The 25,893-nt window shown below is 71.5% G+C and carries 26 protein-coding genes; 9 read left to right on the top strand and 17 right to left on the bottom strand.

Annotated features, from left to right (window positions below):
• Positions 1-3: 3 nt before the first annotated feature.
• Positions 4-2,544: a nitrate- and nitrite sensing domain-containing protein gene (locus O7617_RS22695; protein WP_282257987.1), complete on the bottom strand. Its 2,541-nt coding sequence runs from the start codon at positions 2,542-2,544 to the stop codon at positions 4-6.
• Between the two features lie 99 nt (positions 2,545-2,643).
• A complete protein-coding gene (locus O7617_RS22690) occupies positions 2,644-4,056 on the bottom strand; it encodes an FGGY family carbohydrate kinase (protein WP_282257986.1) in 1,413 nt (470 codons plus the stop codon).
• Between the two features lie 205 nt (positions 4,057-4,261).
• Between O7617_RS22690 and O7617_RS22685 the strand changes: the two genes are divergently transcribed.
• On the top strand, positions 4,262-6,184 hold the full coding sequence (locus tag O7617_RS22685; protein WP_282257984.1) for a chorismate-binding protein: 1,923 nt from the start codon (positions 4,262-4,264) through the stop codon (positions 6,182-6,184).
• Positions 6,185-6,269: 85 nt separating this feature from the next.
• Here O7617_RS22685 and wrbA read toward each other — a convergent pair whose 3' ends face one another.
• The 6 genes from wrbA to O7617_RS22655 form a co-directional block, all read right to left on the bottom strand.
• Positions 6,270-6,887, bottom strand: a complete 618-nt coding sequence (gene wrbA / locus O7617_RS22680) for an NAD(P)H:quinone oxidoreductase (RefSeq protein WP_282257982.1) — start codon at positions 6,885-6,887, stop codon at positions 6,270-6,272.
• A 334-nt stretch (positions 6,888-7,221) separates the two neighbouring features.
• On the bottom strand, positions 7,222-7,590 hold the full coding sequence (locus tag O7617_RS22675) for a DUF3037 domain-containing protein (protein WP_282257981.1): 369 nt from the start codon (positions 7,588-7,590) through the stop codon (positions 7,222-7,224).
• The gene (locus tag O7617_RS22670; RefSeq protein WP_282257980.1) at positions 7,587-8,348 is read right to left on the bottom strand and encodes a HipA family kinase; all 762 of its coding nucleotides are present in this window, start codon (positions 8,346-8,348) and stop codon (positions 7,587-7,589) included. Before O7617_RS22670 ends, O7617_RS22675 begins: the two co-directional genes overlap by 4 nt.
• Positions 8,349-8,381: 33 nt before the next feature.
• Entirely contained in the window at positions 8,382-8,990 is a 609-nt protein-coding gene (locus tag O7617_RS22665; RefSeq protein ID WP_282257979.1) for a TetR/AcrR family transcriptional regulator, read from the bottom strand.
• Between the two features lie 229 nt (positions 8,991-9,219).
• Entirely contained in the window at positions 9,220-9,591 is a 372-nt protein-coding gene (locus tag O7617_RS22660) for a hypothetical protein (RefSeq protein WP_282257978.1), read from the bottom strand.
• 123 nt (positions 9,592-9,714) lie between these two features.
• The gene (locus tag O7617_RS22655; protein ID WP_282257977.1) at positions 9,715-10,239 is read right to left on the bottom strand and encodes a hypothetical protein; all 525 of its coding nucleotides are present in this window, start codon (positions 10,237-10,239) and stop codon (positions 9,715-9,717) included.
• A 189-nt stretch (positions 10,240-10,428) separates the two neighbouring features.
• Between O7617_RS22655 and O7617_RS22650 the strand changes: the two genes are divergently transcribed.
• Complete coding sequence (locus O7617_RS22650; RefSeq protein WP_282257976.1) at positions 10,429-11,538, top strand: winged helix DNA-binding domain-containing protein; 1,110 nt, start codon at positions 10,429-10,431, stop codon at positions 11,536-11,538.
• Positions 11,539-11,548: 10 nt separating this feature from the next.
• Here O7617_RS22650 and malQ read toward each other — a convergent pair whose 3' ends face one another.
• The 5 genes from malQ to O7617_RS22625 all read right to left on the bottom strand — a co-directional run bounded on the left by malQ (position 11,549) and on the right by O7617_RS22625 (position 17,921).
• Complete coding sequence (gene malQ, locus O7617_RS22645; protein ID WP_282257975.1) at positions 11,549-13,507, bottom strand: 4-alpha-glucanotransferase; 1,959 nt, start codon at positions 13,505-13,507, stop codon at positions 11,549-11,551.
• A gap of 114 nt (positions 13,508-13,621) precedes the next feature.
• A complete protein-coding gene (gene ugpC, locus O7617_RS22640) occupies positions 13,622-14,830 on the bottom strand; it encodes a sn-glycerol-3-phosphate ABC transporter ATP-binding protein UgpC (RefSeq protein ID WP_282257974.1) in 1,209 nt (402 codons plus the stop codon).
• A 10-nt stretch (positions 14,831-14,840) separates the two neighbouring features.
• Positions 14,841-15,677: a carbohydrate ABC transporter permease gene (locus O7617_RS22635; protein ID WP_282257973.1), complete on the bottom strand. Its 837-nt coding sequence runs from the start codon at positions 15,675-15,677 to the stop codon at positions 14,841-14,843.
• Between the two features lies 1 nt (position 15,678).
• Positions 15,679-16,596, bottom strand: a complete 918-nt coding sequence (locus O7617_RS22630; protein WP_348774199.1) for a sugar ABC transporter permease — start codon at positions 16,594-16,596, stop codon at positions 15,679-15,681.
• Between the two features lie 35 nt (positions 16,597-16,631).
• Positions 16,632-17,921 carry an ABC transporter substrate-binding protein gene (locus tag O7617_RS22625; RefSeq protein ID WP_282257971.1) on the bottom strand — a complete coding sequence of 430 codons (1,290 nt, stop codon included), beginning with the start codon at positions 17,919-17,921 and terminating at the stop codon, positions 16,632-16,634.
• Positions 17,922-18,138: 217 nt separating this feature from the next.
• Here O7617_RS22625 and O7617_RS22620 point away from each other — a divergent pair, with 217 nt between their 5' ends.
• Positions 18,139-18,450: a hypothetical protein gene (locus O7617_RS22620; protein ID WP_282257970.1), complete on the top strand. Its 312-nt coding sequence runs from the start codon at positions 18,139-18,141 to the stop codon at positions 18,448-18,450.
• A gap of 26 nt (positions 18,451-18,476) precedes the next feature.
• On the opposite strand, the gene O7617_RS22615 is transcribed toward O7617_RS22620, so the two are convergent.
• Positions 18,477-18,782, bottom strand: coding sequence for a flavin reductase (locus O7617_RS22615; RefSeq protein ID WP_282257969.1), 306 nt, complete (start codon positions 18,780-18,782; stop codon positions 18,477-18,479).
• Between the two features lie 241 nt (positions 18,783-19,023).
• Between O7617_RS22615 and O7617_RS22610 the strand changes: the two genes are divergently transcribed.
• From O7617_RS22610 to O7617_RS22590, 5 genes are all read left to right on the top strand, one after another.
• A complete protein-coding gene (locus O7617_RS22610; RefSeq protein ID WP_282257968.1) occupies positions 19,024-19,824 on the top strand; it encodes a helix-turn-helix transcriptional regulator in 801 nt (266 codons plus the stop codon).
• On the top strand, positions 19,812-20,000 hold the full coding sequence (locus O7617_RS22605) for a DUF397 domain-containing protein (protein ID WP_282257967.1): 189 nt from the start codon (positions 19,812-19,814) through the stop codon (positions 19,998-20,000). Before O7617_RS22610 ends, O7617_RS22605 begins: the two co-directional genes overlap by 13 nt.
• A gap of 148 nt (positions 20,001-20,148) precedes the next feature.
• Positions 20,149-20,850 carry a VOC family protein gene (locus O7617_RS22600; protein ID WP_282257965.1) on the top strand — a complete coding sequence of 234 codons (702 nt, stop codon included), beginning with the start codon at positions 20,149-20,151 and terminating at the stop codon, positions 20,848-20,850.
• Between the two features lie 184 nt (positions 20,851-21,034).
• On the top strand, positions 21,035-21,466 hold the full coding sequence (locus tag O7617_RS22595) for a hypothetical protein (protein WP_282257964.1): 432 nt from the start codon (positions 21,035-21,037) through the stop codon (positions 21,464-21,466).
• A gap of 47 nt (positions 21,467-21,513) precedes the next feature.
• On the top strand, positions 21,514-21,789 hold the full coding sequence (locus tag O7617_RS22590; protein WP_269683309.1) for a hypothetical protein: 276 nt from the start codon (positions 21,514-21,516) through the stop codon (positions 21,787-21,789).
• 299 nt (positions 21,790-22,088) lie between these two features.
• Here the strand turns inward: O7617_RS22590 and O7617_RS22585 are convergent, their stop codons facing one another.
• Together O7617_RS22585 and O7617_RS22580 are read right to left on the bottom strand one after the other, a co-directional pair.
• A complete protein-coding gene (locus O7617_RS22585; protein WP_282257963.1) occupies positions 22,089-22,802 on the bottom strand; it encodes an HAD family hydrolase in 714 nt (237 codons plus the stop codon).
• Between the two features lie 37 nt (positions 22,803-22,839).
• Complete coding sequence (locus tag O7617_RS22580; RefSeq protein WP_282257962.1) at positions 22,840-23,463, bottom strand: TetR/AcrR family transcriptional regulator; 624 nt, start codon at positions 23,461-23,463, stop codon at positions 22,840-22,842.
• Between the two features lie 178 nt (positions 23,464-23,641).
• Here O7617_RS22580 and O7617_RS22575 point away from each other — a divergent pair, with 178 nt between their 5' ends.
• Complete coding sequence (locus tag O7617_RS22575; protein WP_282257961.1) at positions 23,642-24,841, top strand: low temperature requirement protein A; 1,200 nt, start codon at positions 23,642-23,644, stop codon at positions 24,839-24,841.
• 10 nt (positions 24,842-24,851) lie between these two features.
• Here the strand turns inward: O7617_RS22575 and O7617_RS22570 are convergent, their stop codons facing one another.
• Positions 24,852-25,745, bottom strand: coding sequence for an RNA polymerase sigma-70 factor (locus tag O7617_RS22570; RefSeq protein ID WP_282257960.1), 894 nt, complete (start codon positions 25,743-25,745; stop codon positions 24,852-24,854).
• Positions 25,746-25,893 lie beyond the last annotated feature (148 nt).

The following is a 25,893-nucleotide window of genomic DNA, read 5'->3' as shown; positions in this document are numbered from 1 at the left end:
TCGTCACTGTCGTCGTCCCCCTTCGTCGTGCCCCCCGGACGGTGGCACGGGTATCTCGGTGGTGTCCTCGGCCTCGGCGCGCCGCACCCCGCTGTAGAGCCGGGAGAGCATGCCGCCGACCGCCTCCGGGTCCGGGTCGGTGCGGGTCGGTGGCGCCGTCGGCTGCGCCGATCTGGTGACCGCGCTCAACTGTGCCATCGGCACGCGCACCGGAAGACCCCGCTCGTTCGTGCCGGCCGTGACCGGGACGGCCGGTGGCATCCCCGACGCGGGCACGATCGGCGCGGACGGGCCGGGGCCCTGCCGCGACCACCAACCCCCGCCGTCGTCACGCCCGGCCGGGGTCAACACGTCCTCGGCGCGCAGCGGCACCGGTCGGGTCTGCCGCGGCACGGCCGCGGCCGGTGGCCGACCGGCGACCGGCAGGTCCCGTGCCGCGATGCCCGGCCCGGTGACGTGGGCCTCGGCGACGGCCGAGGGCTGGCGGACCACGCCGCGGGCGGCGCCCGTCGCCAGCATGCGGGCCGGCGCGGGCAGATCCGCCTGCACCGCGCCCGCCGGGGCGAGCAAAGCCGCGGGCAACGCCAGCCGGGCGACCAGACCGCCCTGGTGGTCGTCCAACCTGACCCGTACGCCCAGCCGTGCGGCCAGGTGGCTGACCACGAAGTGGCCCATCCGCTCCACCGTCGCGACGTCCGCGGCCGGAGGGCTGGCCAGCACCGCGTTCGCCTCGGTCAGCGCGGTCGGGCTCATGCCCAGGCCACGGTCGGCGATCTCGACCAGGGCGGTCGCGGCGTCGACCCGCGCGGTCACCACCACCGTCGTGTCCGGACGCGAGAAGGCCGTCGCGTTCTCCAGCAACTCCGCCAGCATGTGCACCAGTTCGCCGACGGCGTGCCCGACCACGTACACGTCGGCCACCGCGTCGATCCGGACCCGCTGGTACTGCTCGATCTCGGCGGCGGCGGCCAGCAGCACCGCGCCGAGGCCGACCGGCCGGTTCCAGCGGCGGGTGGAGTCCGTGCCCGCGAGCACCAGCAGGCTCTCGTCGTTACGGCGCATCCGGGCGGCCAGGTGGTCGAGCTTGAACAGGTTCTCCAGCTGGTCCGGGTCGCTCTCCTCGCGCTCCAGGTCGTCCAGCAGTTCGAGCTGGCGCTCCACGAGCACCTGGCTGCGGCGGGCCAGGTTGACGAACATGGCGTTGACGTTGCGCCGCATGAGCGCCTGCTCGACGGCGACCGTGACGGCGCTACGGTGCACCGCCACGAACGCCTCGGCCAGCTCACCGATCTCGTCGAGCGAGCGGACCACCGCCGGCGCGACATCGATGCCCGGCACGCCGCCGGTGACGGTCTTCAGACGGTCCAACGCGTCCGGCAGCTCGACCTGCGCGATCCGGAGCGCCTGGCTCCGCAGCAACCGCATCGACCGCGCGACCGAGCGGCCGACGAGCAACGAGATCAGCAGGGCGACCAGCAGGACCGCCACCACCCCGCCGGCCACCAGCAGGGTGGTCCTCAACTGCTCGCTGCTGGCGTCGTCGGCCTGCCGCACGGCGTCGTCCAGCACACCCGCCTCGAGCTGGCGCAGCAGCTCCTGGCGCTGCTGGCTGGCCGCCCACCACTGCTCCGAGGGCAGCACCTCCGGCGACGCGTTACCGGCCGGAAGGCTGCGCTCCTCCAACTGGGTGGCGACGAGGAACGTCGGGCTCACCGACGTCTCGTCGTACCGGCGGACCTGGTCGGACGTGGCAGCCACCCGGAACGCGCTGAGCGCGGTCAACTGCTGGCCACGCAGATCGCTGAGGATCACCCGGTCCTCGGTGCCGTACGCGCCGGCGCGTCCGGCGGCGTAGAGCTGCGCCCGCACCCGGGAGGAGAGTTCCTTCACCCGGGCCATCTGGACGTAGCGCAACACCGCGTCGTTCAACGCCGGCCGACCCTGACCAGGGGTCGGTTCGGCGAGCAGGTCGAGCAACGCGTTGACGGCCCGGTGGTAGTTGCTGAGGATGGTCTCGTTGCTGAGCACCGCCGGTGGGATCGCCGGGCGGATGTCGATCACCTGGTCGTACGCCTCCAGCGCCTCGGAGAAGGCGACCCGCCAGGACGCGTCGGCGTCGGCCAGCGGCTCCGCCGCCCGGCTCAGCTCCGCGACGGCCCGGTCGGTGGCCGTCTGCAACGGCTTCAGGTTGGCCGTCGCGGCCGACCGGTCACCGCCCCTGCGCAACTCGCTCAACTCGCCCGCCGAGCGGTCGCGTTCCTGCTGAAGCTGATGCACCGCCGCGGTGACCTGCCGGCCGATGCCGACCTGACGCGAGAAGTCGTTGAGCGCGGTCGTCCGTCCCACCAGGTCACTGGTCTGCACGCCGGCGAGCAGCAGGAACGCCATCGACGGGACCACCAGCACCGTGGCGAGCTTCGTGCTCATCCGCCAGTCGCGCAGCCGGAACGGCGACCGTCGCCGGTGCGCCACCACCCGGACATCGAAGCGGCGCCGGCGATGGTTCGAAACCGCGCCGTTCGCCGGCTCGGGACCTGCCGCCACCCTGCCTCCTCCGTGCTACCGCGTCCGCCGCGGTCCGGGGAGCGCAGTCCATCCAACCAGGCTTGGTTGGACTGTCAACGGTTTGGGCTGAGCGGTGGTTCAGGAAGGATACTGCGGGTGGGATCGTCCTGCCGTGGTCGGTAGTACCAGCTCGTCCGTCCGGCCGATGTCGGCGAGGTCGATCGCATCGCCGAACCGGCCGAGCGCCACCAGTGCCGCACCGGTGGCCCCGATCTCCGGGTTGCGTTGGTGCGACACCGGTCGTGGTGCGAGCGCGGCGGCGAAGGACTGCCGCCACCACGTCGACGCCGCCACCGCGCCCCCACCGAGCACCACACCCACCGGTTTGTCGATCGTGGACTCCAGCACCGCCAGATCCTCGGCGACCAGCTCACACACCCCCTGCATCAGACCGGCCAGGATGTCCACCGCGGTGGTGCTGAAGCTCAGGCCGCGCAGCTCACCGGTGCCCGCCGGGGCCAGGCCGGGCGCCCGGTCGCCGCCGAAACGGGGGTCGGCCGATCGGCCACCGCCGATCGGCACCAGCGCCAGCGCCGCGTCCAGCTCCGCACCCCGGGGCAACCGCAACTCCCGGTCCGCCCAGGCGAACAGGTTGCCACCGCAGGCGTACGCCGCCCCGGTCACCACGTGGTCGTGGTCGACGCGGTAACGCCAGAGCCGTTCGGGAAGCCGGGGCATCGGGTCGCCGGCCGGGATCCGCTGCATCAGCCGTACGGCCGCGGAGGTGCCCACCGTGACGGCGGCCCGGCTCGGGTCGACACAGCCCGACCCGACGTTCGAGGCGCCGCCGTCACCGACCGGGGGTGACCAGCGCGCCCGGGCCAGCTGCGGCCAACGGCCGGCCAGGTCGGCCCGGAGCCGACCGTGCCAGTCCAGCGCGCCGAGGTGCGGCAGGTCCTGCGCCCGCGCCCCGGCCAGCATGAGCGCCTCCTCGTCCCAGCGCAGGGTGCGCAGGTCCAGCAGACCGGTCCCGGACGCCTGGGAGATCGACATGGGAGCCGAGTCGAGCAGCTCGCCCAGCACATACTCCGGCAGGCCCACGAACCGGGCGATCGGCGTACCGGCCTGCTCGCGTAACCAGGGCAGCCGCATCGACCAGTACGAGCGGTGCCACCAGCAGCCGGTGCGCTGGTGGAAGGTGTCCGGGTCGGCCGGCCCCGCCGTACCGCCGACCGGCGCGGGCCGGGTGTCCAGCCAGGTGATCACCGGGCCCATCGGCGCGCCGTCGCGGGCCAACGGGAGCACCGAGTGCCACTGCGCGGAGACCGCCACCAGGTCGACGTCGCGCAGGTGCCCCGCCTCGGCCAACTCGTCCAGGCATTCGACGAGCGAGGCGAGATAGTCGGGAGCGGACAGGGTGCCGGTCCCGTCGTCGCCGATCGTGAGTTCAACCTTGCGCCGGGCGAGGGCACCGGACAGCGGACGCGTGTTCCCGTCCAGCACCAGCCCGCGAACCGAGGAGGTGCCGAGATCGAGCGCGAGAATGTTCATCGCCGGTCAAGTTACCCGGTGCGAACCGGGCGACGGGCGCGTAAGGTGGATCACATGCTCGCGCAACCGACCAGTTGGTGGCCCGCCGACCCGGCGGCCACCTCCCGCGCGTAGCTCCAACCACGCGGCCGCCCTCCAGGCGGCTGCCGGATCTCCCGGCCGGATGACCGCCACAACGGCGGCGCCGAGCCCGACGGAGACTCCGATGACCCACCTGACCGACCTGCTCACCGCCATCGTCGGCGGTGCCGACCCCGGCCCCTTCGCCCTGCTACGCCGCGAGGGCGCGGACGAGCTGGAACTGTTCACCGGCACCGTCGACACCGTCGAACGGCTCGCGGACATCCCGCTGACGCCGGGTACGTCCGGGGCGCAGACGTTGGCACTGGTGCCGTACCGGCAGATCTCCGAACGCGGCTTCGCCTGCGTCGACGACGGCGCCCCGCTGGAGTGCCTCCGGATCCGCGACCATCGACGGATCACGCTGGCCGACGCCCTGGCCGCGCTGCCCGACGAGCAGGTCCGCACCGCCGACGCCGCGTTCGACATCACCGACGAGGACTACTCGCGCACCGTGCACCAGGTGCTCGCCGAGGAGATCGGCCGGGGTGAGGGCGCGAACTTCGTCATCCACCGCACCATGCACGCCACCGTGCAGGGTCCACCGCTGGTGGCGGCGCTCGCCGCGCTGCGCCGGCTGCTGGTCGCCGAGCGCGGCGCGTACTGGACGTTCGTGGTGCACACCGGCACCCGGACATTGGTGGGCGCGAGTCCGGAGCGGCACGTCAGCGTCGACGACGGGCTGGTGATGATGAACCCGATCAGCGGCACCTTCCGGCGTGCCGGCGACACGCCGGACCGGGAGGCGCTGCTGCGTTTCCTCGCCGACCCCAAGGAGGTCGAGGAGCTGTACATGGTGCTCGACGAGGAGCTGAAGATGATGGCCACGGTCGCCGAGCACGGCGGCCAGGTGATCGGCCCGTACCTGAAGGAGATGTCGCACCTGGCGCACACCGAGTACCTGCTCGCCGGGCAGAGCACCCGCGACGTCCGGGACGTGCTGCGCGAGACGATGTTCGCTCCGACCGTCACGGGCAGCCCGATGGAGAACGCCTGCCGGGTGATCGCCCGACACGAGCGCCGGGGCCGGGGCTACTACTCCGGGGTGCTGGCGCTGGTCGGCCACGACGAGGCCGGCCGCCAGACCCTCGACGCGCCGATCCTGATCCGTACCGCCGAGATCTCCCCCGCCGGGCGGCTGCGGGTGCCGGTGGGCGCCACCCTGGTCCGACACTCGACGGCGGCCGGTGAGGTGGCCGAGACGCACGCCAAGGCCGCCGGTGTGCTGGCCGCCCTCGGCCTCGGGCCGGCGGCGCCCGACCGGGGGGACGAGCCGGTCGCGCGGCTGGCCGACGACCCGGCGGTACGCGACGCGCTGGCCAGCCGCAACGCGCCGCTGGCCCGGTTCTGGCTGGACCAGCGGGCACCGGACGCTCCCAAGCTCCCCGGGCTGGTGGGTCGTCGCGCGTTGATCGTGGACGCCGAGGACACGTTCACCGGGATGCTGGCCCACCAGTTGGGCGCGTTGGGTCTCGCGGTGACCACCCGACCGTGGCACGCGAGCGGCTCGGTCGACGGGTACGACCTGGTGGTCGCCGGCCCCGGGCCGGGTGACCCGGGTAGCCCGGACGAGCCGAAGATGACGGCGGTACGGGAGCTGCTGGGCGGCCTGCTGGCGGCCGGTCGGCCGACCCTCGCGGTCTGCCTCGGCCACCAGGTGCTGTCCGGGCTGCTGGGGCTGCCGCTGCACCGCAGGGACGCGCCCTATCAGGGGTTGCAGCGAGAGGTGCCGCTGTTCGGCAGGACCCGTCGGGTCGGGTTCTACTCGACGTTCACGGCCCGGGCGGAAGCCGATCGGCTGGAGACCGCGTACGGGCCGGTGGAGTTGGCCCGGGACCCGGGCGACGGGGCCGTGCACGCGCTGCGGGGGCGCGGCTTCGCCGGGGTGCAGTTCCACCCCGAGTCGGTGCTGAGCCCGGACGGGCTGGCTGTGCTGACCGAGCTGTTGAGTGACCTGCTGCCGGCACCGCGGGCGGACGAGCTGTCCGCGACGGGCGGACGCGCATAGTCGTTCCGCCTCGGGGTAGGGCTGGATCGACCGGTGGCGTGGACGGGCCGAGAGCCCCCGCCCGCGCCACCGGTCGCTTCCGCGGTCAGCTGCCCAGGCCCGCCTTCAACGCGGCCCCGAGCTGCACCGCCCGCCGGGCGGTGAGCGCGCAGGCGCCCAGCGCCACGGCGTCCGGGGCGATCTCGCCGTTGTTGCTCGTGTGCGAGGGGCCGTAGGGGTTGCCGGCGATGAACTGGCTGGTGTCGGTGTAGCCGGGGGTCACCACCACACCGCCCCAGTGGTAGAAGACGTTGAACAGCGAGGTCAACGTGGTCTCCTGCCCGCCGTGCGAGGTGGCCGTCGAGGTGAAGGCGGAGTAGACCTTGTTGGCCAGCGCGCCCTGGGCCCAGAGCGGGCCGGTGGTGTCGATGAACTGCTTCAGCTGGGCGGCGATCAGGCCGTAGCGGGTCGGCGCGCCGAGGATCACCACGTCGGCCCAGGCCAGATCGTCGATCATCGCCTCGGGCACGTCCTGGGTCTCCAGGTGGTGGGCCTGCCAGCCGGAGTTGGAGCGGATCGCCTCGTCCGGCGCCAGCTCGCGCACCTTACGCAGCCGCACGTCGGCGCCGGCGTCCCCGGCGGCCTCGCACACGGCCTGCGCCATCTGGTACGTGATGCCGGTCGCGCTGTAGTAGATCACCGCTACCTTGGTCTGGGCAGCCATCAGATGTTTCCCCTAACTCGTCTCGGGTCAGCTCCCGCGACTACCCGATGAGCGCGCTCTCTAACGCCAGCGCGCGAGGGTTCTCACCGATCGATCCGCCGGGCTCAAGTTTTCCGCAACTTCCGGGTGGTTACGGCCCTGCGTCCCACGCGGGCGGCGATCCTGATGTCACCGGTGCCGGCGGGAACGAGCCGCCGCCCCGCACCGGGCACCTGAACGGGGGATCGCGCTCCGCCGGCAACGGCGCTGGCGTAGCGCGATCAGGGGTCGTCGGATGTACCGGGGCGCGGTGGACCCCGCAGTCGGTGGACCCGGCACCCGGTGGACCCGGCACTCAGTGGACCAGGGCCGCCATCAGCCGCTCCAGCTCGGCCGCCGGGTCGGCGGTGAGCCCGGTGTGCACCGGCCCGGCCTGGATCATCGTGCTGCGGGGTGCCACCAGCCAGTGGAACCGCTCACCGAGTCGCATCCGCGTCGCCGGCCCGTCGCCGGAGCAGGTCCGGTCCCAGGAGCCGAGCGCGGCGGCCACCGCGGGCAGGTCGACGTCGGAGGCCAGGGCGCGGACCCGGTCGGCGTCCAGGTGGGTGCGCGCCCCCAGGAAGTCGCGCTGCTGGCAGTAGAGCAGCACCCCGACGTTGATCTGCTCGCCGCGCTCGATGCGGGGCACCAGCCGGATCAGCGCGTACTCGAAGGGGTGCCTCATGCCGCGCTCCCCGGTGGCAGCCAGTCGGCGGTGCGGGCGACCCGGGCGGACAGGTGGTCGCGGTAGGCGGCCCGCGCCTCGTCGGCCGTCTCGAAGTCGGCGGCCGTCAGCCACTCGTCGGGCACCAGGGCCAGCACGTCGGTCAGCAGTTCGGTGGTGACCCGCGGGGCCAGTTCGGCGTCGGCCTCGGCGAGGCCGTCGGCGTACGGGGCGAGCACGTGGTCCTCGGCTCCCCGGTAGGCGCGGTGCACGGCGGTTCCGGCGCGCGGCCAGTTGTGGTGGAAGTAGAGCGAGGCACCGTGGTCGATGAGCCACAGCTCCCGGTGCCACACCAGCAGGTTGGGGTTGCGCCAGCTCCGGTCGACGTTCTCCACGTACGCGTCGAACCAGAGCACCCGCGACGCCAGCGCCGCGTCGACGGGATGCGCCACCGGGTCGAAGCCGAGCGCCCCGGGCAGGAAGTCCATGCCCAGGTTTGCGCCGCCGCTGTTCCGCAGCAGCTCCTGCACCTCCTGGTCGGGCTCGGCGCGGCCGATGACCGGGTCGATGTCGAGCACCACCAGCGGCGGCACCCGCAGCTCCAGGCGGCGGGCCAACTCACCGCAGATCACCTCGGCGACCAGCGCCTTGGGCCCCTGCCCGGCACCCCGGAACTTCGCCACGTACGTGCCGAGGTCGTCGGCCTCCACCAAGCCCGGCAACGAGCCACCCTCGCGTAGCGGGGTGACGTAGCGGATCGCGGTGACCTGGCGGAGCACGTCGCCAACCCTACTGTGATCTCCGACGGTGGGTCACCGTGGTTGCTGGAGTCCGCGCAGGAGCAGGTCGACGAGCCGACGGGGGTCGTACTCCGGGTCGTTGTCGCGGCCGATGCAGAGGTTGCCGATGCCCCGCATCAGCTCGTAGGGGCCGGTGCCGGGGGTGATCTCACCCGAGGCGACCGAGGCGTCGAGCAGTTGCGCGCAGACCGGCACGAGCTGGTCGACGAAGTAGGTGTGCAGCGCGTCGAAGCCGCCGGTGTCCGATCGCAGCGCGTTGGCCAGGCCGTGCTTCGTCACCAGGAAGTCGATGAAGAGGTCGACCCACTGCCGGAGTGCGGCCAGGGGCGAGGCGGCGTTCGCCAGCAGGGTGGAGCCGGCCTCGGCGCAGGCCTCGACCTGGTGGCGGTAGACGGCGACGACGAGGTCCGCCCGGGTCGGGAAGTGCCGGTAGATCGTGCCGATGCCGACCCCGGCCCGGGCCGCGATCTCCCGGATCGGCGCTTCGACACCGGAGGTGACGAACACCGCGGCGGCGGCGGCAAGGAGTGCCTGCTGGTTACGCAGCGCGTCGGCCCGTCTGCCACGGGTCGGCACCTGCGGGGACTGGCTCGTCGCCGACACCGGCTCTCCTCCACCCATACGATCAGAAAACGGATCAACGCTCCGCATGGTAGTGGAACAGCGATCCAATTCGACTGTAGCCGAAGCAGGCGGTTCCCTGCCCGGCACCGACCGTGCCGGTGCCGCGTCAGCACCCGGAAGGCTCCTCGCCGCGCCGGGTCGAGGCGGCGACGCCGTCGGCCGGGTCGAGTCGAGGTAGGTCCAGCGGGGCCAGCGGCACTCCCTGGCCCCGCTCACCGGGCCGGTGTCAGTCGAGCTTGTCGCGCAGCTTGTCGACCTGGGTCTGTAGGCGGTCCACCGCGTTCTCGTTGTTGACGAACGTGGTGATCCCCGCAGCCAGCCCCAGCCCGATCAGCACCGCCAGGATGCTGAGCACCAGGCCGCCGATCGACACACCACGTCCGGTGACCCCGGGTCGGCGCGCCATCTTGAGGCCGACGATGCCGAGGATGATCCCGATGATGCCGAGCACCAGCCCCAGCCAGGCGAGGATCGCCGTCAACACACTGAACAGACCGGCCACACCGAAGACCAGGGCGAAGGTGGCGGCCGCGCTGGTCTTGGCACCGGTGGACGCTCGATGGGCCCGGGACCCGGCCGATTGGCTTGCGGCAGTCATGAGGCTCCCCTCCGTACGCGCGGCGCGCGCACTTCCGGGTGACCGCCTTCCCACCACGGGGGTCGTTATGCCAGCTCACCGAGGGTGCGCTGGCATAACGACCTATCGCCCGCGTGTCAGACCTCAGGACGTGAAGGGGTACCGCAGTTCGAGGATCGTGGCGTCGCCCCGGCCCTGCCCGACGCCGACCGGCTGCCACTCCGCGGGAACGACCTCCTCGACCTCCACCACGGTGGGGTCGTCCTTCACCTCGACCTTCGCCGCGATCGTGCGGGTGCTGTCGCCACGGACGAAGTAGACCTGGGGGATCTCCATGGTGAGCAGACCCGTGGAGCCGGTGGCCTTGAAGCAGAAGTTGGTGCCTGCCGGCAGGGTGAGGTCGTTGCTCTGCACCAGGATCAGGTCCGCCGGTGGGTTGTTGGGAGCCGATCCACAGCTGACCAACGTGATGTGCCCGTCACCCTTGATCAGCTTGATGCCCCGCTGAGCCAGCACCTGCGCGGCCCCCGGGTAGGAGTAGTCCTCGACGATCGAGGGCGGCGTGTCCTCGGCCGCGGACGGAAGTTGACTGACGACCACCGCCGCTGCGCTGGCCAGCACGACAGCGGCAGCACCGGCGACAGTTGTTTTCCAGGAAGGAGTCTGCATTGATCGTTCACCCCGTGTGAAGTCACCTGAGACCAGTCGCCCGCACGGTCCGGTGTGGATCGACGTGGCGGCACCGCTGCGGCACCAGGATGGTGACAGCGGAAATCGTCCCACATCTACGTCTCGCCGTGGGGGCGGCGATGTCGGCCGGTTGTCATACGCTGGCCGTCGACCCGGGGAAGGAGCCTGATGAGCAGGGATCTCACGGCGTCCGAGGCGCTCGGCCTACGGATGACGAGCCTGCTGCTGCGCCCGCACCCGAGCATCCGACCCGGCGGCGTCGCCGACGTGGTGCGGTGGTTCGGTGCGATGCAGGCGCAGGATCTGGCGAGCGGCCTGTGGTCGTTGGGCGCACGCCTGCCCGGGCAGAGCGTCGCCGACGTGCAGGCGGCGTTGGAGCGGCGCGAGGCCCTGCGCACCTGGCCGATGCGGGGCACCGTGCACCTCGTCCCGCCCGCCGACGCCCGCTGGATGCTGGAGCTGACCGGCGTACGCTCGCTCTCCGGCTCGGCGACCCGGCGCGCGCGGCTCGGTCTCACCGAGGCCGACGAGGGCCGCGCGATGGACGTGCTCGGCGCGGCGCTGACCGGCGGCGGGCGGCTCACCCGCGCCCAGTGCCTCGCCACCCTGCGCGAGGCGGGCATCGGCACCGACGGACAACGCGGTTACCACCTGCTGTGGACCGCGAGCGTGCGCGGGGTGACCTGCGTGGCACCCGACGTCGGCACCGACCAGACCTTCGCCCTGCTCGACGAGTGGGCGCCCGAGTCACGCCGGCTGGACCGGGACGAGGCGCTGGCAGTGCTCGCTCACCGCTACGTGCGGGGGCACGGGCCGGTCACCGCCCGCGAGTTCGCCGGGTGGAGTGGCCTCACGCTGACCGACGCGCGGCGCGGCCTGGCCGCCGCCGAGAGCGCGCTGAGCACCGTACGGGTCGACGGCGAGCCGATGCACGTCGACGCGGCGCTGGCCGACCTGCGGGACATCGCGCCGGACGACGTGCTCGCGCTGCCCGGCTTCGACGAGTACCTGCTCGGCTACCGGGATCGCGCACTGATGCTCGACCCGGTCGACCAGCAGGCCGTCGTGCCGGGCAACAACGGCATCTTCCAAGCCACCGTGGTCCGCGCCGGGCGGGTCGTCGGTGTGTGGAAGCGCAAGGTCGGCCGCTCGGCCGTCACCGTGGCGGTCCGACCGCTCACGTCACTCGACGCGGCGGCGCGGGCCCGGGTGGAGCAGGCGCTGGGGCGGTACGCGGACTTCCTCGGGCTGCCACCGCGCTTCGACTGGCTGGCCTGACCGGCCGACGTCAACCCTGGTCGGCCCGTTGCGGACGGGCGGTGCGAAGCAGGTCGACGATCCGGGCCACCCGGGGGTCCGAACGGATCTCCGCGACGGTCGCCGGCAGCGGCAGCCGCCAGTTCGGGTACTCGTCCACGGTGCCCGGCATGTTGGGCTGACGCACCTCGCCCAGCACGTCGTAGAGGGAGACGCCGAGCAGCCGGGTGGGGCTCGCCGCGAGCGCCGCGTGCATGGCCACCACCACGTCGTCGTCGGATGTCGCCTCCGGGTCGGGCAGCAGATCCTCCGCCCGCAGCATGTCCAGCAAACGCTTCCGGTCCGTGGCGGCCCGGGCCTGCTCCACCGCCACGTCGGTGCCGAGCAGCTTCAACTCGTCGCGCACCCGTACGTGCTCACCGGTCAGGAAGCCCGGCGCGGTCGGCAGGTCGTGCGTCGAGATCGTGGCCAGCGCGTTGCGCGGCCAACGAGCGGGCGGGACGAACGCGCCATCGTCGTCGCGGGCGAACCACAGCACCGTCGAGCCGAGCATGTTGCGCCCGCGCAGCCCCCGGGTCACCGCCGGTTGGACGGTGCCGAGGTCCTCACCGACCACCACCGCATCGGCCCGGTGCGCCTCCAGCGCGAGGATGCCGAGCATCGCCTCGGCGTCGTAACGCACGTAGGTGCCCTCCGCCGCCCCGGCGCCCGGCGGCACCCACCACAGCCGCCACAGGCCCGCGACGTGGTCGACCCGCAGGCCACCCGCGTGCCGCAGGGTCCGGCGCAGCATGTCCCGGTAGGCGGCGTACCCGGTGGCGGCGAGCCGGTCCGGGCGCCACGCGGCGAGCCCCCAGTCCTGGCCGAGCTGGTTGAAGTCGTCCGGCGGGGCCCCGACCCGCACCCCCTGGGCCAGGACGTCGGCGAGCTGCCACCCGTCCGCGCCGCCGGGGTCGATGCCGACGGCCAGGTCGTGCACCACCCCGACCGGCATCCCGGCCGCCCGGGCCGCCGCCGTGACGGTGTCGAGCTGCTCGTCGCACAGGTGCTGCAGCCAGGCGTGGAAGGCGACCCGGTCGGCGAGCTGCCGACGCTGCTCGGCGACCGCCGGGGAGTCCGGGTGGTGCAGCGCCTCCGGCCAGGCACGCCAGTCGTTGCCGTGCCGCTCGGCGAGCGCGCACCAGGTGGCGAAGCTGGTCAGCGCCGGGTCCGCGGCCAGGTCGACCGACTGGGCGTACGGGTGCAGCAGCTCCAGGGCGTGCCGCTTGGCGGCCCACACCCGGTCGTAGTCGATCAGCTCGCCACGGTCGGGGCGCAGGGCGTCCACCACCGCCCGGGTCGCCGGGTCGGCCGCCCGGTACGCGGCGGTGTCACCGACCCGCAGGTAGAGCGGGTTGACGAAGCGTCGGCTGGCGGGCGAGTAGGGCGAGGCGGCGACCGGATGCGCGGGCCCGACGGCATGCAGCGGATTGAGCAGCACCAGCCCCGCACCCGTGTCACCGGCCCAGCCGGTGAGGTCGGCGAGGTCGCCGAGGTCACCCATGCCCCAGGAGCGTTCCGAGGTCAGCGCGTAGAGCTGGAGCATCCAGCCCCAGGTGCGTGGGGGCACCGGCAGGCGGCGGGGCACCACCACCAGCGTCGCCTCCCGGTCGGCGCAGGCCAACCGGTGCCAGCCCAGCGGCAGGTCCCCCGGCAGCTCGCCGTCGACGGCGCGACGACCGCCGTCCTCAAGGGTCACCACGCCCGGGCCGGGCAGCGCCCGGGTCGTGCCGTGGGTCAGCACCACTGTCGGCGGCAACGCGCCCCGGTCGACGGCGCGGGCGGCGGCCAGCGCGTCCGCGATGGCCGCCGGGCTGGTGGCGTCCACACCGAGCAGGCCGAGCACACCCACCACGGTCTCCGGTGCGACAGCGACGCGGCGGTGCCGCCAGTCCTCGTACCAGGTGGACACGCCGTGCGCAGTGGCCAGCGCGGCCAGTCGTCGGTTCATCCCGTCCCCCGCCTCACGACGCGACCTCCGACCACCTTCCCACGACTAGGCCGGCGGCGCAGGACACGACGAGGGCCGGCGGGCGAACCCGCCGGCCCGTCACCCTGCGGGCGTTCAGTCGCCGAGTGCGCCGGCCGCCCGCCCCTCGTGCAGGGTCAGGTTCCGCCCGGAGGTCGGGTCGAACAGGTGAATCTTCTCCAGGTTGAACCAGACTCGCCGCGACTGCCCCTCGGCGACAGCGGACTCCGCGGACAGCCGGGTCACCAGGTTGCCCCCGGCGCCGGCGAAGTCGGCGGCACCGGCGTCGGCGGCCAACTCCTCCAACTCGGCGGCGCTGGCCTTCTCTCCCTCGACGGTGAAGTAGACGTACTTGTCCGAGCCCATCGACTCGACGATGTCGACCGGCGCCTCGAACTCCATGCCCCGGCGGCGGGTGTCGTCGTCGACCAGTTCGGCGTCCTCGAAGTGCTCGGGGCGGATGCCGAGGATCAGCTCGCGGGGCGCGTCGGCCGACTCCAACTCCCGGCGGACCCGGTCGCCGAGCGGCACGTCACCCAGCGCGGTACGCAGACCGCCGTCCTCCACGGCGGCGTGCAGGAAGTTCATCGACGGCGAGCCGATGAACCCGGCCACGAAGAGGTTGCGCGGGTGGTCGTACAGCTCCTGCGGTGAACCGACCTGCTGCACCGCACCACCCCGCATGATCACCACGCGGTCGCCGAGGGTCATCGCCTCGGTCTGGTCGTGGGTGACGTAGACGGTGGTGGTGCCGAGCTGCTTCTGCAACCGGGACACCACGGTACGCATCTGCACCCGCAGCTTGGCGTCGAGGTTGGACAGCGGCTCGTCCATCAGGAACGCCTTCGGCTGGCGGACGATCGCCCGGCCCATCGCCACCCGTTGGCGTTGACCACCGGACAGGTTGGCCGGCTTGCGGTCCAGCAGTGCGGTCAGCTCCAGCACCTTGGCCGCCTCGTCGACCTTGGAGTTGATGGCCTCCTTGTCCAGCTTCGCCAGCCGCAGCGGGAACGCCATGTTCTCCCGCACCGTCATGTTCGGGTAGAGCGCGTACGACTGGAACACCATGGCGATGTCCCGGTCCCGGGGAGCCTTGTCGTTGACCCGCTGCCCGCCGATGCGCAGCTCGCCGGAGCTGATGTCCTCCAACCCGGCGATCATGTTGAGGGTGGTGGACTTTCCGCAGCCGGAGGGGCCGACCAGGATCACGAACTCACCGTCGGCGATCTCCAGGTCGACGTCCCGCACGGCGACCGTCCCGTCCGGGAAGTTCTTGCTCACCTTGTCCAGCACGATGTCAGCCATGACTACTCACCTATCCCTTGACCGCGCCGGAGGTCAGACCGGACACGATGCGACGCTGGAAGAAGAGGACGAAGAGAATGATCGGTACGGTGATCACCACGGCGGCGGCGCAGATCGCCCCGGTGGGGTCCTCGAACTGCGACGCGCCGGTGAAGAACGACAGCGCGGCCGGCACCGTGCGGGAGCGCTCGGTGGAGGTCAGCGAGATGGCGAACAGGAAGTCGTTCCAGCAGAAGATGAAGACCAGGATCGCGGTGGTGAACAACCCGGGCGCGGCCAGTGGCGCGATCACCCGCCGGAACGCCTGGGCCTGGGTCGCGCCGTCCATCTTCGCGGCCTTCTCCAGGTCCCACGGGATCTGCTTGAAGAACGCCGACAGGGTGTAGATCGCCAGCGGCAGCGCGAAGGTGATGTACGGCAGGATCAGCCCGGGCCAGGTGTCGAAGATCCCCAACTGTCGTTCGATCTCGAACAGCGGCGACACCAGTGACACCTGCGGGAACATCGCGATCAGCAACGAGATGCCGACCAGCAACCGCTTGCCGGGAAAGTCCAGCCGACTGATCGCGTACGCGGCCATCGCCCCGAGCACCACCGCGATCAGCGTGGCGATCAGCGCGATGCCGATGGAGTTGACGAGCGCCCGGACGAACTGGTCGGTGTCGAAGATCGTCCGGTAGTTGTCGAGCGTCCACTCCCGGGGGATGAAGTTCCCGTCGGTGAGGGTGGCCGGCGTCTTGAACGAGAGCGACGCGATCCACAGCACCGGGACGAGTGCGAAGACGACGACGAGGACGTCGAGCAGACCCCAGCGCAGCTTTGCCTTACCAGTGGTTTCGACGGCCATGTCAGCGCCTCTCCCCGTCGTCGCTGCCGGGGGCAGCGGTGCCGAACAGCTTCACGAAGACGAACGCGATGATCGCCACGGTGATGAAGATCAGTACCGACATCGTCGAGCCGATGCCGAGGTTGAGACCCCGCAGCAGGTTGTTGTAGGCGAGCATCGACACCGACGACGTCTCGTTGCCTCCGGCGGTGAGCACGTAGATGTTGTCGAAGACCCGGAACGCGTCCAGGGTGCGGAAGAGCAACGCGACCAGGATCGCCGGCTTCATCACCGGCAGCATCACCTTGGTGAACTTCTGCCAGGCGGTCGCGCCGTCGGTGGAGGCAGCCTTCAGCAAATCCTCCGGCACCAGCGCCAGCCCGGCCATCAGCAGCAGCGCCATGAACGGGGTGGTCTTCCAGATCTCCGCGAGCATGATGATCGCCAGCGAGCTGGCCCGCTCGGTCAGCGGTGCGCCGTCGCTGAACAGGTCGGCCAGGTAGCCGGTGCCGGGCGTCCAGGCGTACCGCCAGGAGAACGCGGCGACCACGGTGACGATCCCGTACGGGATGAGCGCCGAGGTCCGGACCAGGCCGCGCCCGATCAGGGTGCGGTGCATGATGATCGCCAGGCCCATACCGAGCACCAGTTCGACGGCCACGGTGACCACGGTGATCAGCGTGGTCACCCCGAACGCGGTCCACCAGAACTCGTTGGTGAGCACGGTGACGTAGTTCTCCAACCCGACGAACTCCCGCTGGTCGGGGAAGCGCAGGTCGAAGCGCTGCAACGACAGCCAGACCGAGTAGAGGATCGGGTACGCGGTCACCAGGATCATGACCAGCGCGGCCGGCGCACAGAGCAGCCAGCCGAGCCTGCGTTCGGCCTTCTTGTTCTCGCTCAGCGGCGGCTTGCGGCGGCCCCCGCGTTGGGTGGGCACGGTGGGTGTCGTGGTCTTCTCGACGGTGTCCGCGCTCACGGGAGCACCCCCTTCGACTCGAGGGCGTCGGCGATGGCGCCGCGCAACTCGTCGGCGGTCTGCTGCGGACGGATCCCGGACGGCGGCGACAGGATCGCCGACATCACCGTGGAGATGCTCTGGTACGCGGGGGTCAGGGGCCGCGTCGCCGGGTCCTTCAGCTCCTCCAGGATGGTGTCCTTCATCGGGTACGCCTCGGTCATCTCCGGGTCGTCGAAGACCGCCTCGATGGTGGGCGGCACGCCGTCGTTGATGGCGGAGAACTTCTGGTGTTCGGCGCTGCGGATGCACCGGGCCGCCTCGAAGGACAGCTCCGGGTGCTCGGAGTAGGAGCTGACCGCCAGGTTGACCCCACCGATGGTGACCTTGCTGGGCGTGCCTTCGTCGACGCTGGGGATGCGCGCCCAGCCGACCTGCTCGGCCAGCTCCGGGTCGGCCTCCTGCAGCGCCGGGTAGACGAACGGCCAGTTCACCTGGAACGCGCCCGCGCCGGACTGGAACTCCAGCCGGACCGGGTCCTCGGTGGCGTTGCTGAACGACGGCGAGGTCACGCCCGACGTGGCGAAACGCTTCAGCTGGTCCAACGCCCGGACCGCGCCCTCGTCCATCACGGCCTTGGTGCCGTCGTCGTCGAGGATCTTCCCGCCGGCGCTCTCGGCCAGGGTGTTGTAGAGGACGACCAGGCCCTCGTACTGCGCGCCCATGGTGAGCACCTGGTACGGCTTGCCCTGCTCCTTGAGCTGCTGGGCCGCGCTGATCATCTGGTCCCAGGTGGTCGGCGGCTGCGGCACCAGGTCCTTGCGGTACCAGAGCAGCTGGACGTTGGTGTTCTTCGGGGCCGCGTACAGCCTGTCCTCGTAGCGGGCGGTCTCCAGCGGCCCGGCGAGGGTGCCCTGCTCGGCCTCGGCCTTGTCCTGGCCGGTCCACTCCCGGATCCACTTGGCGCTGGCGAACTCCTGGGTCCAGGTCACGTCCAGGCCGAGCACGTCCATGCCGGTGTCCTCGGCGGCCAGCCGCCGCACCATCTGCACCCGCTGGTCGTCGGCCTGCCGGGGCAGCACCCGGTAGGCGATCTCGTACCGCCCCTGGGCCTGCGCGTTGCAGTCGTCGACGACCTTCTGCAGGTTCTGCTCCGGCGGGTAGTACAAGTTGATCGTCGGCGTACCGCCACCACCGTCGTCACTGCCGCACGCGGCCAGCGGTGCGACCAGCGCCAGCGCGGCGGCCGCCGCCCCGAGCCGAACAACCGGCCGGCGTCGGTGTCGAGCCGCTTCGGGGTCCGTCATCGCCCTCCCCCTCTCTTCGGCGAAACCGGGGAGGGGCATCCGTGCCCCGGCGCACGGCGAGCCGTCCAAGCCCGTGAAGTGCGGAAACACGACGGCTCAGATGCTCCGTGCGGCTACACTGCCCCACCTGCGAAGTCGCGAAACCTGGCTAGCCCAAGCGGCAAGTCCCGCACGATCTACGCGCGGGCCGCTCGGCCGGGTCCAGCGGAGGACACGAGTGTCAAACCCGCACGAGGTGATTGAGGACGGGGTGCGGTTCGGGGTGCCGGTGGTGGCAGCGGCCGAAGCGCTGACCATGGCGACAGGCAAGGACCTGGCCCTGCTGCACAGGCTTCTGGCCCTGCCCGCCTGCGCCCTGTTGCCGGAGCGCACGGAAGACTTTCCGGAGCTGACCTTCTGGCAGCGCAAGACCCAGCGCTTCGACCTGGCTGCCGCCGCCGTGGCGGGTCTCATCCACGACGCCGCCGTGCTCACCGGTGAAGGCCCCGGCTACTCCGGCGGGCTGCCGCTGATCCCCTTTCCGGGATGAATGACGCCGGCCTCGCCTGACTGAGGTCAGGTGCGGGCCCTGGCCCAGGAGAGGAAGCGCTCGGTCATCCGGGCCGGCGGGTGGTCGGGGTGGAGTTGGGTGAGCTGGGTCGTCGCCTCGTGCATCAGCGTGCCGAGGTAGACCAGCAGGGCGGTGCGGCTGTCCCGGTACTCGGTGAGCAGCGCGAGTTTCGCGGGCTGGCAGGGCCACTCCCGGCCACAGTTGCGGCACCGCCACAGCGGGCGCATGGCGACGTGCGGGACGGGCGGACGGACCACCATCACAGCCACCGCGTCGCGTGGAAGGTCGCGCAGGGCCAGGGTTGCCCGCACACCTCGCAGTTCCACTCGGGAGCAACGCCCAGGTGCCCCTGTGCGTAGTTCCGCACGTTCAGGAACATCGTCACCACCTCCACTCGCCTCGCCGCTCCGGCGGCCACCTCACCAGCAGTGACAGCTTGGCCACCACACGACTACCGTCGATACGCACTCGGGTGATCCGCGCAGCTCAGCGACCCAGGCGAGCAACGGCGGCGGACACACCGACGCGGGGTGAGCAGAGATTGGGGAATCGATGGGGACCGTCACCGACTACGTGTTGGAGGAGCTTCGCCTTCTCCGGGCCACGCTCGGGCTCAGTCAGGACGACTTCGGTCGGGGCATCGGCTATTCGGGCTCGCACGTCAGCTCGGTGGAGACCGGTGGACGGCCTCCGACGAAGGAGTACATGCGGGCGGTCGACACCCACCACGAGACCGGCGACCGATTCCAGCGGATGCTGGACCGGTTGGGCCGGCTGGACGCCGAACCGGCCTGGCTCCGCGAGTGGATCGAGTTCGAGCGGGAGGCGACCACGCTGCGCTGGTTCGAGCTGTCGTACGTGCCGGGCCTGTTGCAGACCGAGCGGTACGCCCGCGCCACGCTGGCGGGTGGGCGGTTCGACGCCGAGGACGTCGACCGGATCGTCGCGTCAAGGTTGGAGCGGCAGGCGATCCTGCACCGCCCGCGCCCGCCACAGCTCATCGCCGTGCTGGACGAGGCGGTGCTCCGGCGGCCGGTGCTCGACCAGCCGGGCCTGATGGTCGAGCAGTGCGAGCACCTGGCGAAGCTGGCGGCAGCGGAGCATATCCAGGTGCACGTCGTCCCGGCGGATGCTGGGATGTACCTCGGGATGGGCGGTCAGTTCATCATCGCCGAGATGCCGGACGGCGAACGGGTTACTTACGCCGACAACCAGCTCACCGCGCAGATCGTCGACGCATCGCCCGACGTCGCTAAGCTGGCGAAGACGTGGGAGATCGTGCGCAACGAGGCGCTCCCCCGCCGGCAGAGCATCGAGCTGATCAGGGAAGTGGCGAACTCATGGACATTCTGAACCCGCAGTGGCGCAAGTCGACCAGGTCCGGCGGCAACGGCGGGGCCTGTGTCGAGGTCGCCGACAACCTGCCGACCGTGGTGCTGGTGCGCGACACCAAGGACCGCGACGGCGGCACCCTGCACGTCGACCCGGCAGCCTGGAAGGCGTTCATCGGGTACGCCAAACGACACTGACCGCCCCCCGCCCGGGTCGATCATGGTTGTTGTGGTGCCTGATTTGGGGTTATCCGGGGAGTTTGTCACCCACCACAACGCCTTAATCGACGAAACGTCGCGCGGGCGGCTGGCGACACAGATCCGCCTGACCAGGCATGCTGGAGCGATGATCGCGCGCTTCAAGGACCTCTGTCTGGACGCCGCCGACGCGCTCACCCTGGGCGGCTTCTGGGCCCGCATGCTCGACGGCGACGTGGCCGACGCCGGTGACGGCGACACCCGGGTGGACCCCCGTACAGCCCGCTCCGACGCCGAGTCGATCTGGGTGAACCGGGTGCCCGAGCCGAGGGTCGGCCGGACCCGCGTACACCTGGATCTGCGGTTGGCCGACGCGGACCCGGCGGCGCTGCTCGCGGACGGCGCCCGACTGGTCGGCGAACCGGCCGGTGACGCCGACCGGTGGGTGCTGGCCGACCCGGAGGGCAACGAGTTCTGCGCGCTCCCCGCCGGTGCGGGCACCCGGCCCGGTCCGGCCCGCCTGGTGGTGGACGCGATCGACCCGACCGCGCAGGCGACCTGGTGGGCCGGTGTGCTCGGCGGGGCCGTCGAGTCCGGGCCGACCGCGGCGTCGCTGCTCGGGGCCGCCGGTCTGCCCTGGGAGAGCTGGGTGTTCGCCGGGGTCACCGAGCCCAAGACGGTCAAGAACCGCCTGCACTGGGACGTCGAGCTGGTCGACCCCGAGCCGGGCGCGCTGGTCAGCGCCGGTGCGACGGTGCTGGCCGAGCCGACCGACCGCAGCCGCTGGTGGGTGCTGGCCGATCCCGAGGGCAACGAGTTCTGCGCCTTCGCACCGCGCACTACCGGGTGAACGACCGACTACCCAGCGCGGGCATCGTCGACTAGCGTTTTCCTAGCGCCGCAGCCAGCGCGTTCGCCGCCGCCGTCGACACGCCTCGGCCGACCCCAACCTGCCCGATCGGTTGGTAATCGCGGGAACGTCGCACCCCCGCTCCCCCGGTTCGGCAGGATCGTCCCAACGAGGAGGTGCCGTCGTGCAGGACACCCGCGCTCTCGCCCTCACATTCGAGGTGAGCGGCCTGCCCCCGGTCAAGACCGAAGCGTTGTCCATCTTCGCCGCCGGGCATCGCCAGGCGACGAGGGTCCGCACCCTGCTCCAGGCCGCTCTCACCGCGGCCCAGCGCACCGGCTGGACGCCGCTGCCCGGGCCGGTCGAGGTCGACCTGGTCCTGCGCTGCCCACCCGGGCACCGTACGGCCGACGCCAGCACCCTGCTCGGCGGCGTCTGCGCGGTGTTGCAGGACAAGAAGCGGGTGTCGTCCATCGGCCTCAGCCACCTCGGCGTCCTGGTGGACGTCGCCCTCTACGACGACGACCGGCAGATCCGCCGGCTGTCGTACCACGAGGAGCCGGCGGAGGACTTCTCATACCAGGTGCGGGTCGCCGCCGTACCGAACGGGGTTTGACCGACGCCCGCGGTGGGGTACCGCGGACGCCGACGAAGGGAGCACCGATGTCGGAGCCACATGTCACGCTCGACCCGCGCGGGCTCGACCCGGTGCAGCAGAAGCTGCGCGGCCCGCTGGAGGAACAGCTGACCTCGGCGCTTCAGGCCGCCACCGATCGGGTCCGCGCGGACTACGCCGGCGAGCCGGTCGAGCAGGTCTGCCAGCGCCTGTTGGAGGAGACCCGCTCCGGGTTGCATCCCGACATCGCGGCCGGGTTCAACCCGGACATGGACGAGTTCTGCCGGGTGGCGGTGGCGATCGTCCGACGTGAGGCGTCCTGAGTCGGCGACAGATCGTGGTGGTCAGGGCCGGGTCCGCAACTACCCGGCCCTGACCGTGGCGTCCGGCTGCGGTCACTCAGCTCCGCGGTGCCCACCCTCCGGACGCCTGACGCGTCCCGGCAAAACCCCAGAGCCAGAAGACGCCGGCCCAGGCTAGGGGGGGCTCCGAGGGGCGAACAAGCCGAAGCGGGCCGCCGACGGCATGACTGATCCCACGCTGAAAAAGCGGCATGTCGCCGTAACGGGACCCTGGTCGTCGGCGCTGTTCGGGTCGCCGCTGTTCTGTTCGCCTGTGGTCGTCAGAAGTGACGGAGCAGGTCGGGGAACGCGGCCAGCCGCAGGACGCCGTCGTCGGTCGGGTCCAGCTCTTCCTCCTCCAGCACCCAGGTGTTCTCGTTCGGGATGAACACCGCGTTCAGCCCGGCCGCCCGCGCCGGCAGGATGTCGGACTTCGGGGAGTTGCCGATCATCCAGGCGGTGGACGGGTCGAAGCCGTGCTCCCGGACCAGCCACCGGTACGTGTCGGCGTTCTTCTCGGGCACGATGTGCGCGGCCTGGAAGTGGTGCAGCACCCCGCAGGCGTCCAGCTTGCGTTGCTGCTCCTCCCGGTCGCCCTTGGTCAGCAACAGCAGCTCGTGCCGGCTGGCCAGGTCGTCGAGCGCCTCGGCCACACCGGGCATCAGCTCCACCCGGTGTTCCACGAGCGCCACCGCCAACCGGTCGATCTCCTGGCGCTCGGCCTCGGTGGCCGGCCGGGCGCGCAACCGTTCCAGACACTCCCCCAGGCTGCGCAGGAACACCTTGCTGCCGTACCCGTGCGCCACCGCGTTGGCCCGCTCGATGTCGTCCAGGACGGCCCGCAACGCGGCCCGGTCCAGGGTGGGGTGGTCCAGCCAGGACAGGAAGTCGTCGATCACCCGCTCGAAGACGACGTTGTTCTCCCACAGGGTGTCGTCCGCATCGAAGATCAACACCTTCGCCTGCCGCCGCGCTGCCGTGCCGTCCGCCGTCATGCCACCCCTCGCGATCACGCTGATGCGGTGCGGAACTCTAGGTCATGTCGCCCGTCACCCCCACCGAGTTCCTGCTCGCCGGGTAGGGCCACCGCAGCAGTCGTTCGGCGATCAGCGCCTCCCGCTCCTCCTGACCCTCGGGCCGGAGCCGACCACCACGGGTGAGCATCACCACGCCGTGCAGCAGGCTCCACCCCACCTCGGCGAGGGTGTCCAGGTCCCGACCCTCGGCCAGGGGTTTCAGAGCCGCCCTCAGCTCCGCGAAGACCGCCCGCGGCGCGGCCGGCACACCATCCACGCCGAGCGCCAGGTCGGGGGTCAGCGCGAGCATCGCGTCATAGACCTCCGGGTTGGTGTACGCGAAGTCGAGGTATGCGGTCGCGACCGCCGGCCAGACCCCTTCGGGGCTGCCCACGGTCTCCGCGTGCACCTCGGCGAGGTCGGCGGCCAGGTCGGCGAAGGCGCACACCGCGACGGCGGCAATCAGCGCCTCCAGATCCGGGAAGTGCCGATAGATCTCGCCCATGTCGATCTCGGTGCGTTCGGCGAGTCGTCGGGTGGTCACACCCGCCCAGCCCTCCGTCTCGGCCAACTCTCGCGCGACCGTGACGATGAGGTCACGCCGGTCCTGTTCAGCGGCCTTCTCGGCAGGTCCGGGCACGCCCACGAGCGTAAGCCCGGACCCCTCCGGTAGCCGCCTGGTGACGGATTGGTGACTGTTGTGGTGGGTGCGCCCCCCTCCCCCCACGTGCCACAGCGGCCCCTGGCTCGTTAGGCGAGGAGATCACCGCGACGGGAGGGCACGTGCTCGTTCGGCGACACCGGCTGGTGACGAGCCGATGAGGAGCACCCCCGACGGACTGTTGCGCAGCGAAGCCACCCGCCAGCGGGCCACCTTCCTGGAACTCTTCCTCGACCTGGTCTTCGTCTTCGCCCTCACCCGGATCTCCGCACGGCTGATCGCCGACTTCACCGACGGCCAACGCGACGTGTACGCGGGTCTCGGCCAGGCCCTGCTGCTGTTCCTGGCGCTGTGGGCGGTCTGGTCGGTGACGGTCTGGTCGACGAGTTGGCTGGACCCGGACGCTCCGATCGTCCAGACCGTCATCATCATGACGTTGGTCGGTGCCATGACGATGGCCGTCGCGGTGCCGAACGGCTTCGGCGCACGGGCCTCACTCTTCGCCATCACCCTGGTGACCCTCCAGATCGGCCGAGTGGTGTTCTTCTACCTCGCCGGGCACGGCCGACCGGACCCCCGACAGTCGATCCGGATCATGTTCTGGTTCGGCTTGAGCGCACCGCTCTGGGTCGTCGGCGGGCTGGTCGACAGCGGCACGATCCGCGGGGCGCTCTGGACCCTCGCCGTGCTGATCGACTACACCGGGCTGTTCCTCGGCTGGCCGACCCCCCGACTCGGCGCGCAACGACTCGGCGTCCAGATGATCGCGGCCGAGCACCTGGCCGAGCGGTACCAACAGTTCCTCCTCATCGCTCTCGGCGAGGCGATCTTCGTCATCGGGCTCGCCTTCAGCGGCAGCGAGTTCCACAGCGACCAGACGGGTGGGTTCGTCCTGGCGTTGGCGAGCACCGTCCTGCTCTGGCGGATCTACTTCCACGTGGCGGGCGGGATGCTGGGCACGGCCGTCGACCGCTCCCGCAATCCGGCCCGGCTCGCGACCGACATGGCGTTCGCCCACATGGTCATGATCGCGGGGATCGTCCTCACCGGCGTCGGCTACGAACTGTTCATCACCGAACCGCGCGGGCACCTCCCGGCGGTCTGGCTCATCGCCATCCTCGGCGGTCCGGCGCTCTTCCTCGCCGGACGGTCGGCCCTCGAACACCAGGTGTTCGCCCGGGTCTCCCGCTCCCGACTGGCCGGCCTCCTCATCCTCGGCCTGTTGGTGCCGGTGGCTGCGCACCTCGAACCGCTCACCGCCGGGGCGGCCGCCGCCGTGGTGCTGCTCGGCGTCGCGGGGGCGGACGCACGACGCTCCCGCCGGCACCCACCGGAGACACCGACACCGCCGTTCTAGACAACGATCTTCAGCGGGACAGGGTCGTCTCCCGCCGCATGTGCGACAGCTTCTCCGGATTACGTACGGCGTAGAGCGCGCTGACCAGACCGTCGTCGATACGCAACGCGACCACCGTGTCGATCTCGCCGTCGAACCGGAGCACCAGCGCCGGGTAGCCATTGACCTGGGCTGGCCGCAACGACATGGCGGCGGCCCTGGCCTCCGTGCCGGCCAGCAGCCGGGCCACCTTGTCGGCCCCGACGACCGGCCGCAGCACCGCCTGCTTGATCCCGCCGCCATCGCCCAGGAACACGGCGTCCGGAGCGAGAACGTCGAGCAGGCCCTGCACGTCGCCGGTCTCCACGGCCCGTCGGAACGCGTCGAGCGCGCGCCGCGTCTCGGCCGCGGAGACCGTCCCGCGAGGTCTACGCGCGGCGACGTGCGTCCGCGCCCGATGGGCGATCTGGCGGACGGCCGCCGCACTCTTGTCGACCGCTTCGGCGATCTCGTCGTAGCCGAGGTCGAACACCTCACGCAGGACGAACACCGCCCGCTCGGTCGGCGCGAGCGTCTCCAGCACCAGCAGCATCGCCATCGAGACGCTCTCGGCGAGTTCGACGTCGTCGGCGACGTCGGGCGCGGTCAGCAACGGCTCGGGCAACCAGGAGCCGACGTACGACTCCCTGCGCCGCCCGACCGTCCGCAGCCGGTTCAGCGACTGCCGGGTGGTGATCCGGACCAGGTACGCGCGCTGGTCCCGCACCGCCGCGAGATCCGCGTCCGCCCACCGCAGCCAGGTCTCCTGAAGTACGTCCTCAGCGTCGGCGGCCGAGCCGAGCATCTCGTAGGCGACGGTGAAGAGCAGGTTCCGGTGGGCGACGAACGCGTCGACGGCGGGGCCCGCCCGGCCGTCCTCGCTCATGGCCTCGCTCCCCAGGTCCGGAATGTGCCTACCACATCTGGCTCCAGTCTCGTCGATCCCGATGGCATCGCCCACCAGACACCGCTCCCGCGCCGTCTGTGACACCGGCCGACAGTGGGTCGCGTCACCCGGCGCCCCTGTCACAGCG

It is taken from the genome of Micromonospora sp. WMMD1155 (assembly GCF_029581275.1).
Lineage (GTDB): Bacteria > Actinomycetota > Actinomycetes > Mycobacteriales > Micromonosporaceae > Micromonospora.
This window is presented reverse-complemented; position numbering and strand designations above follow the sequence as displayed.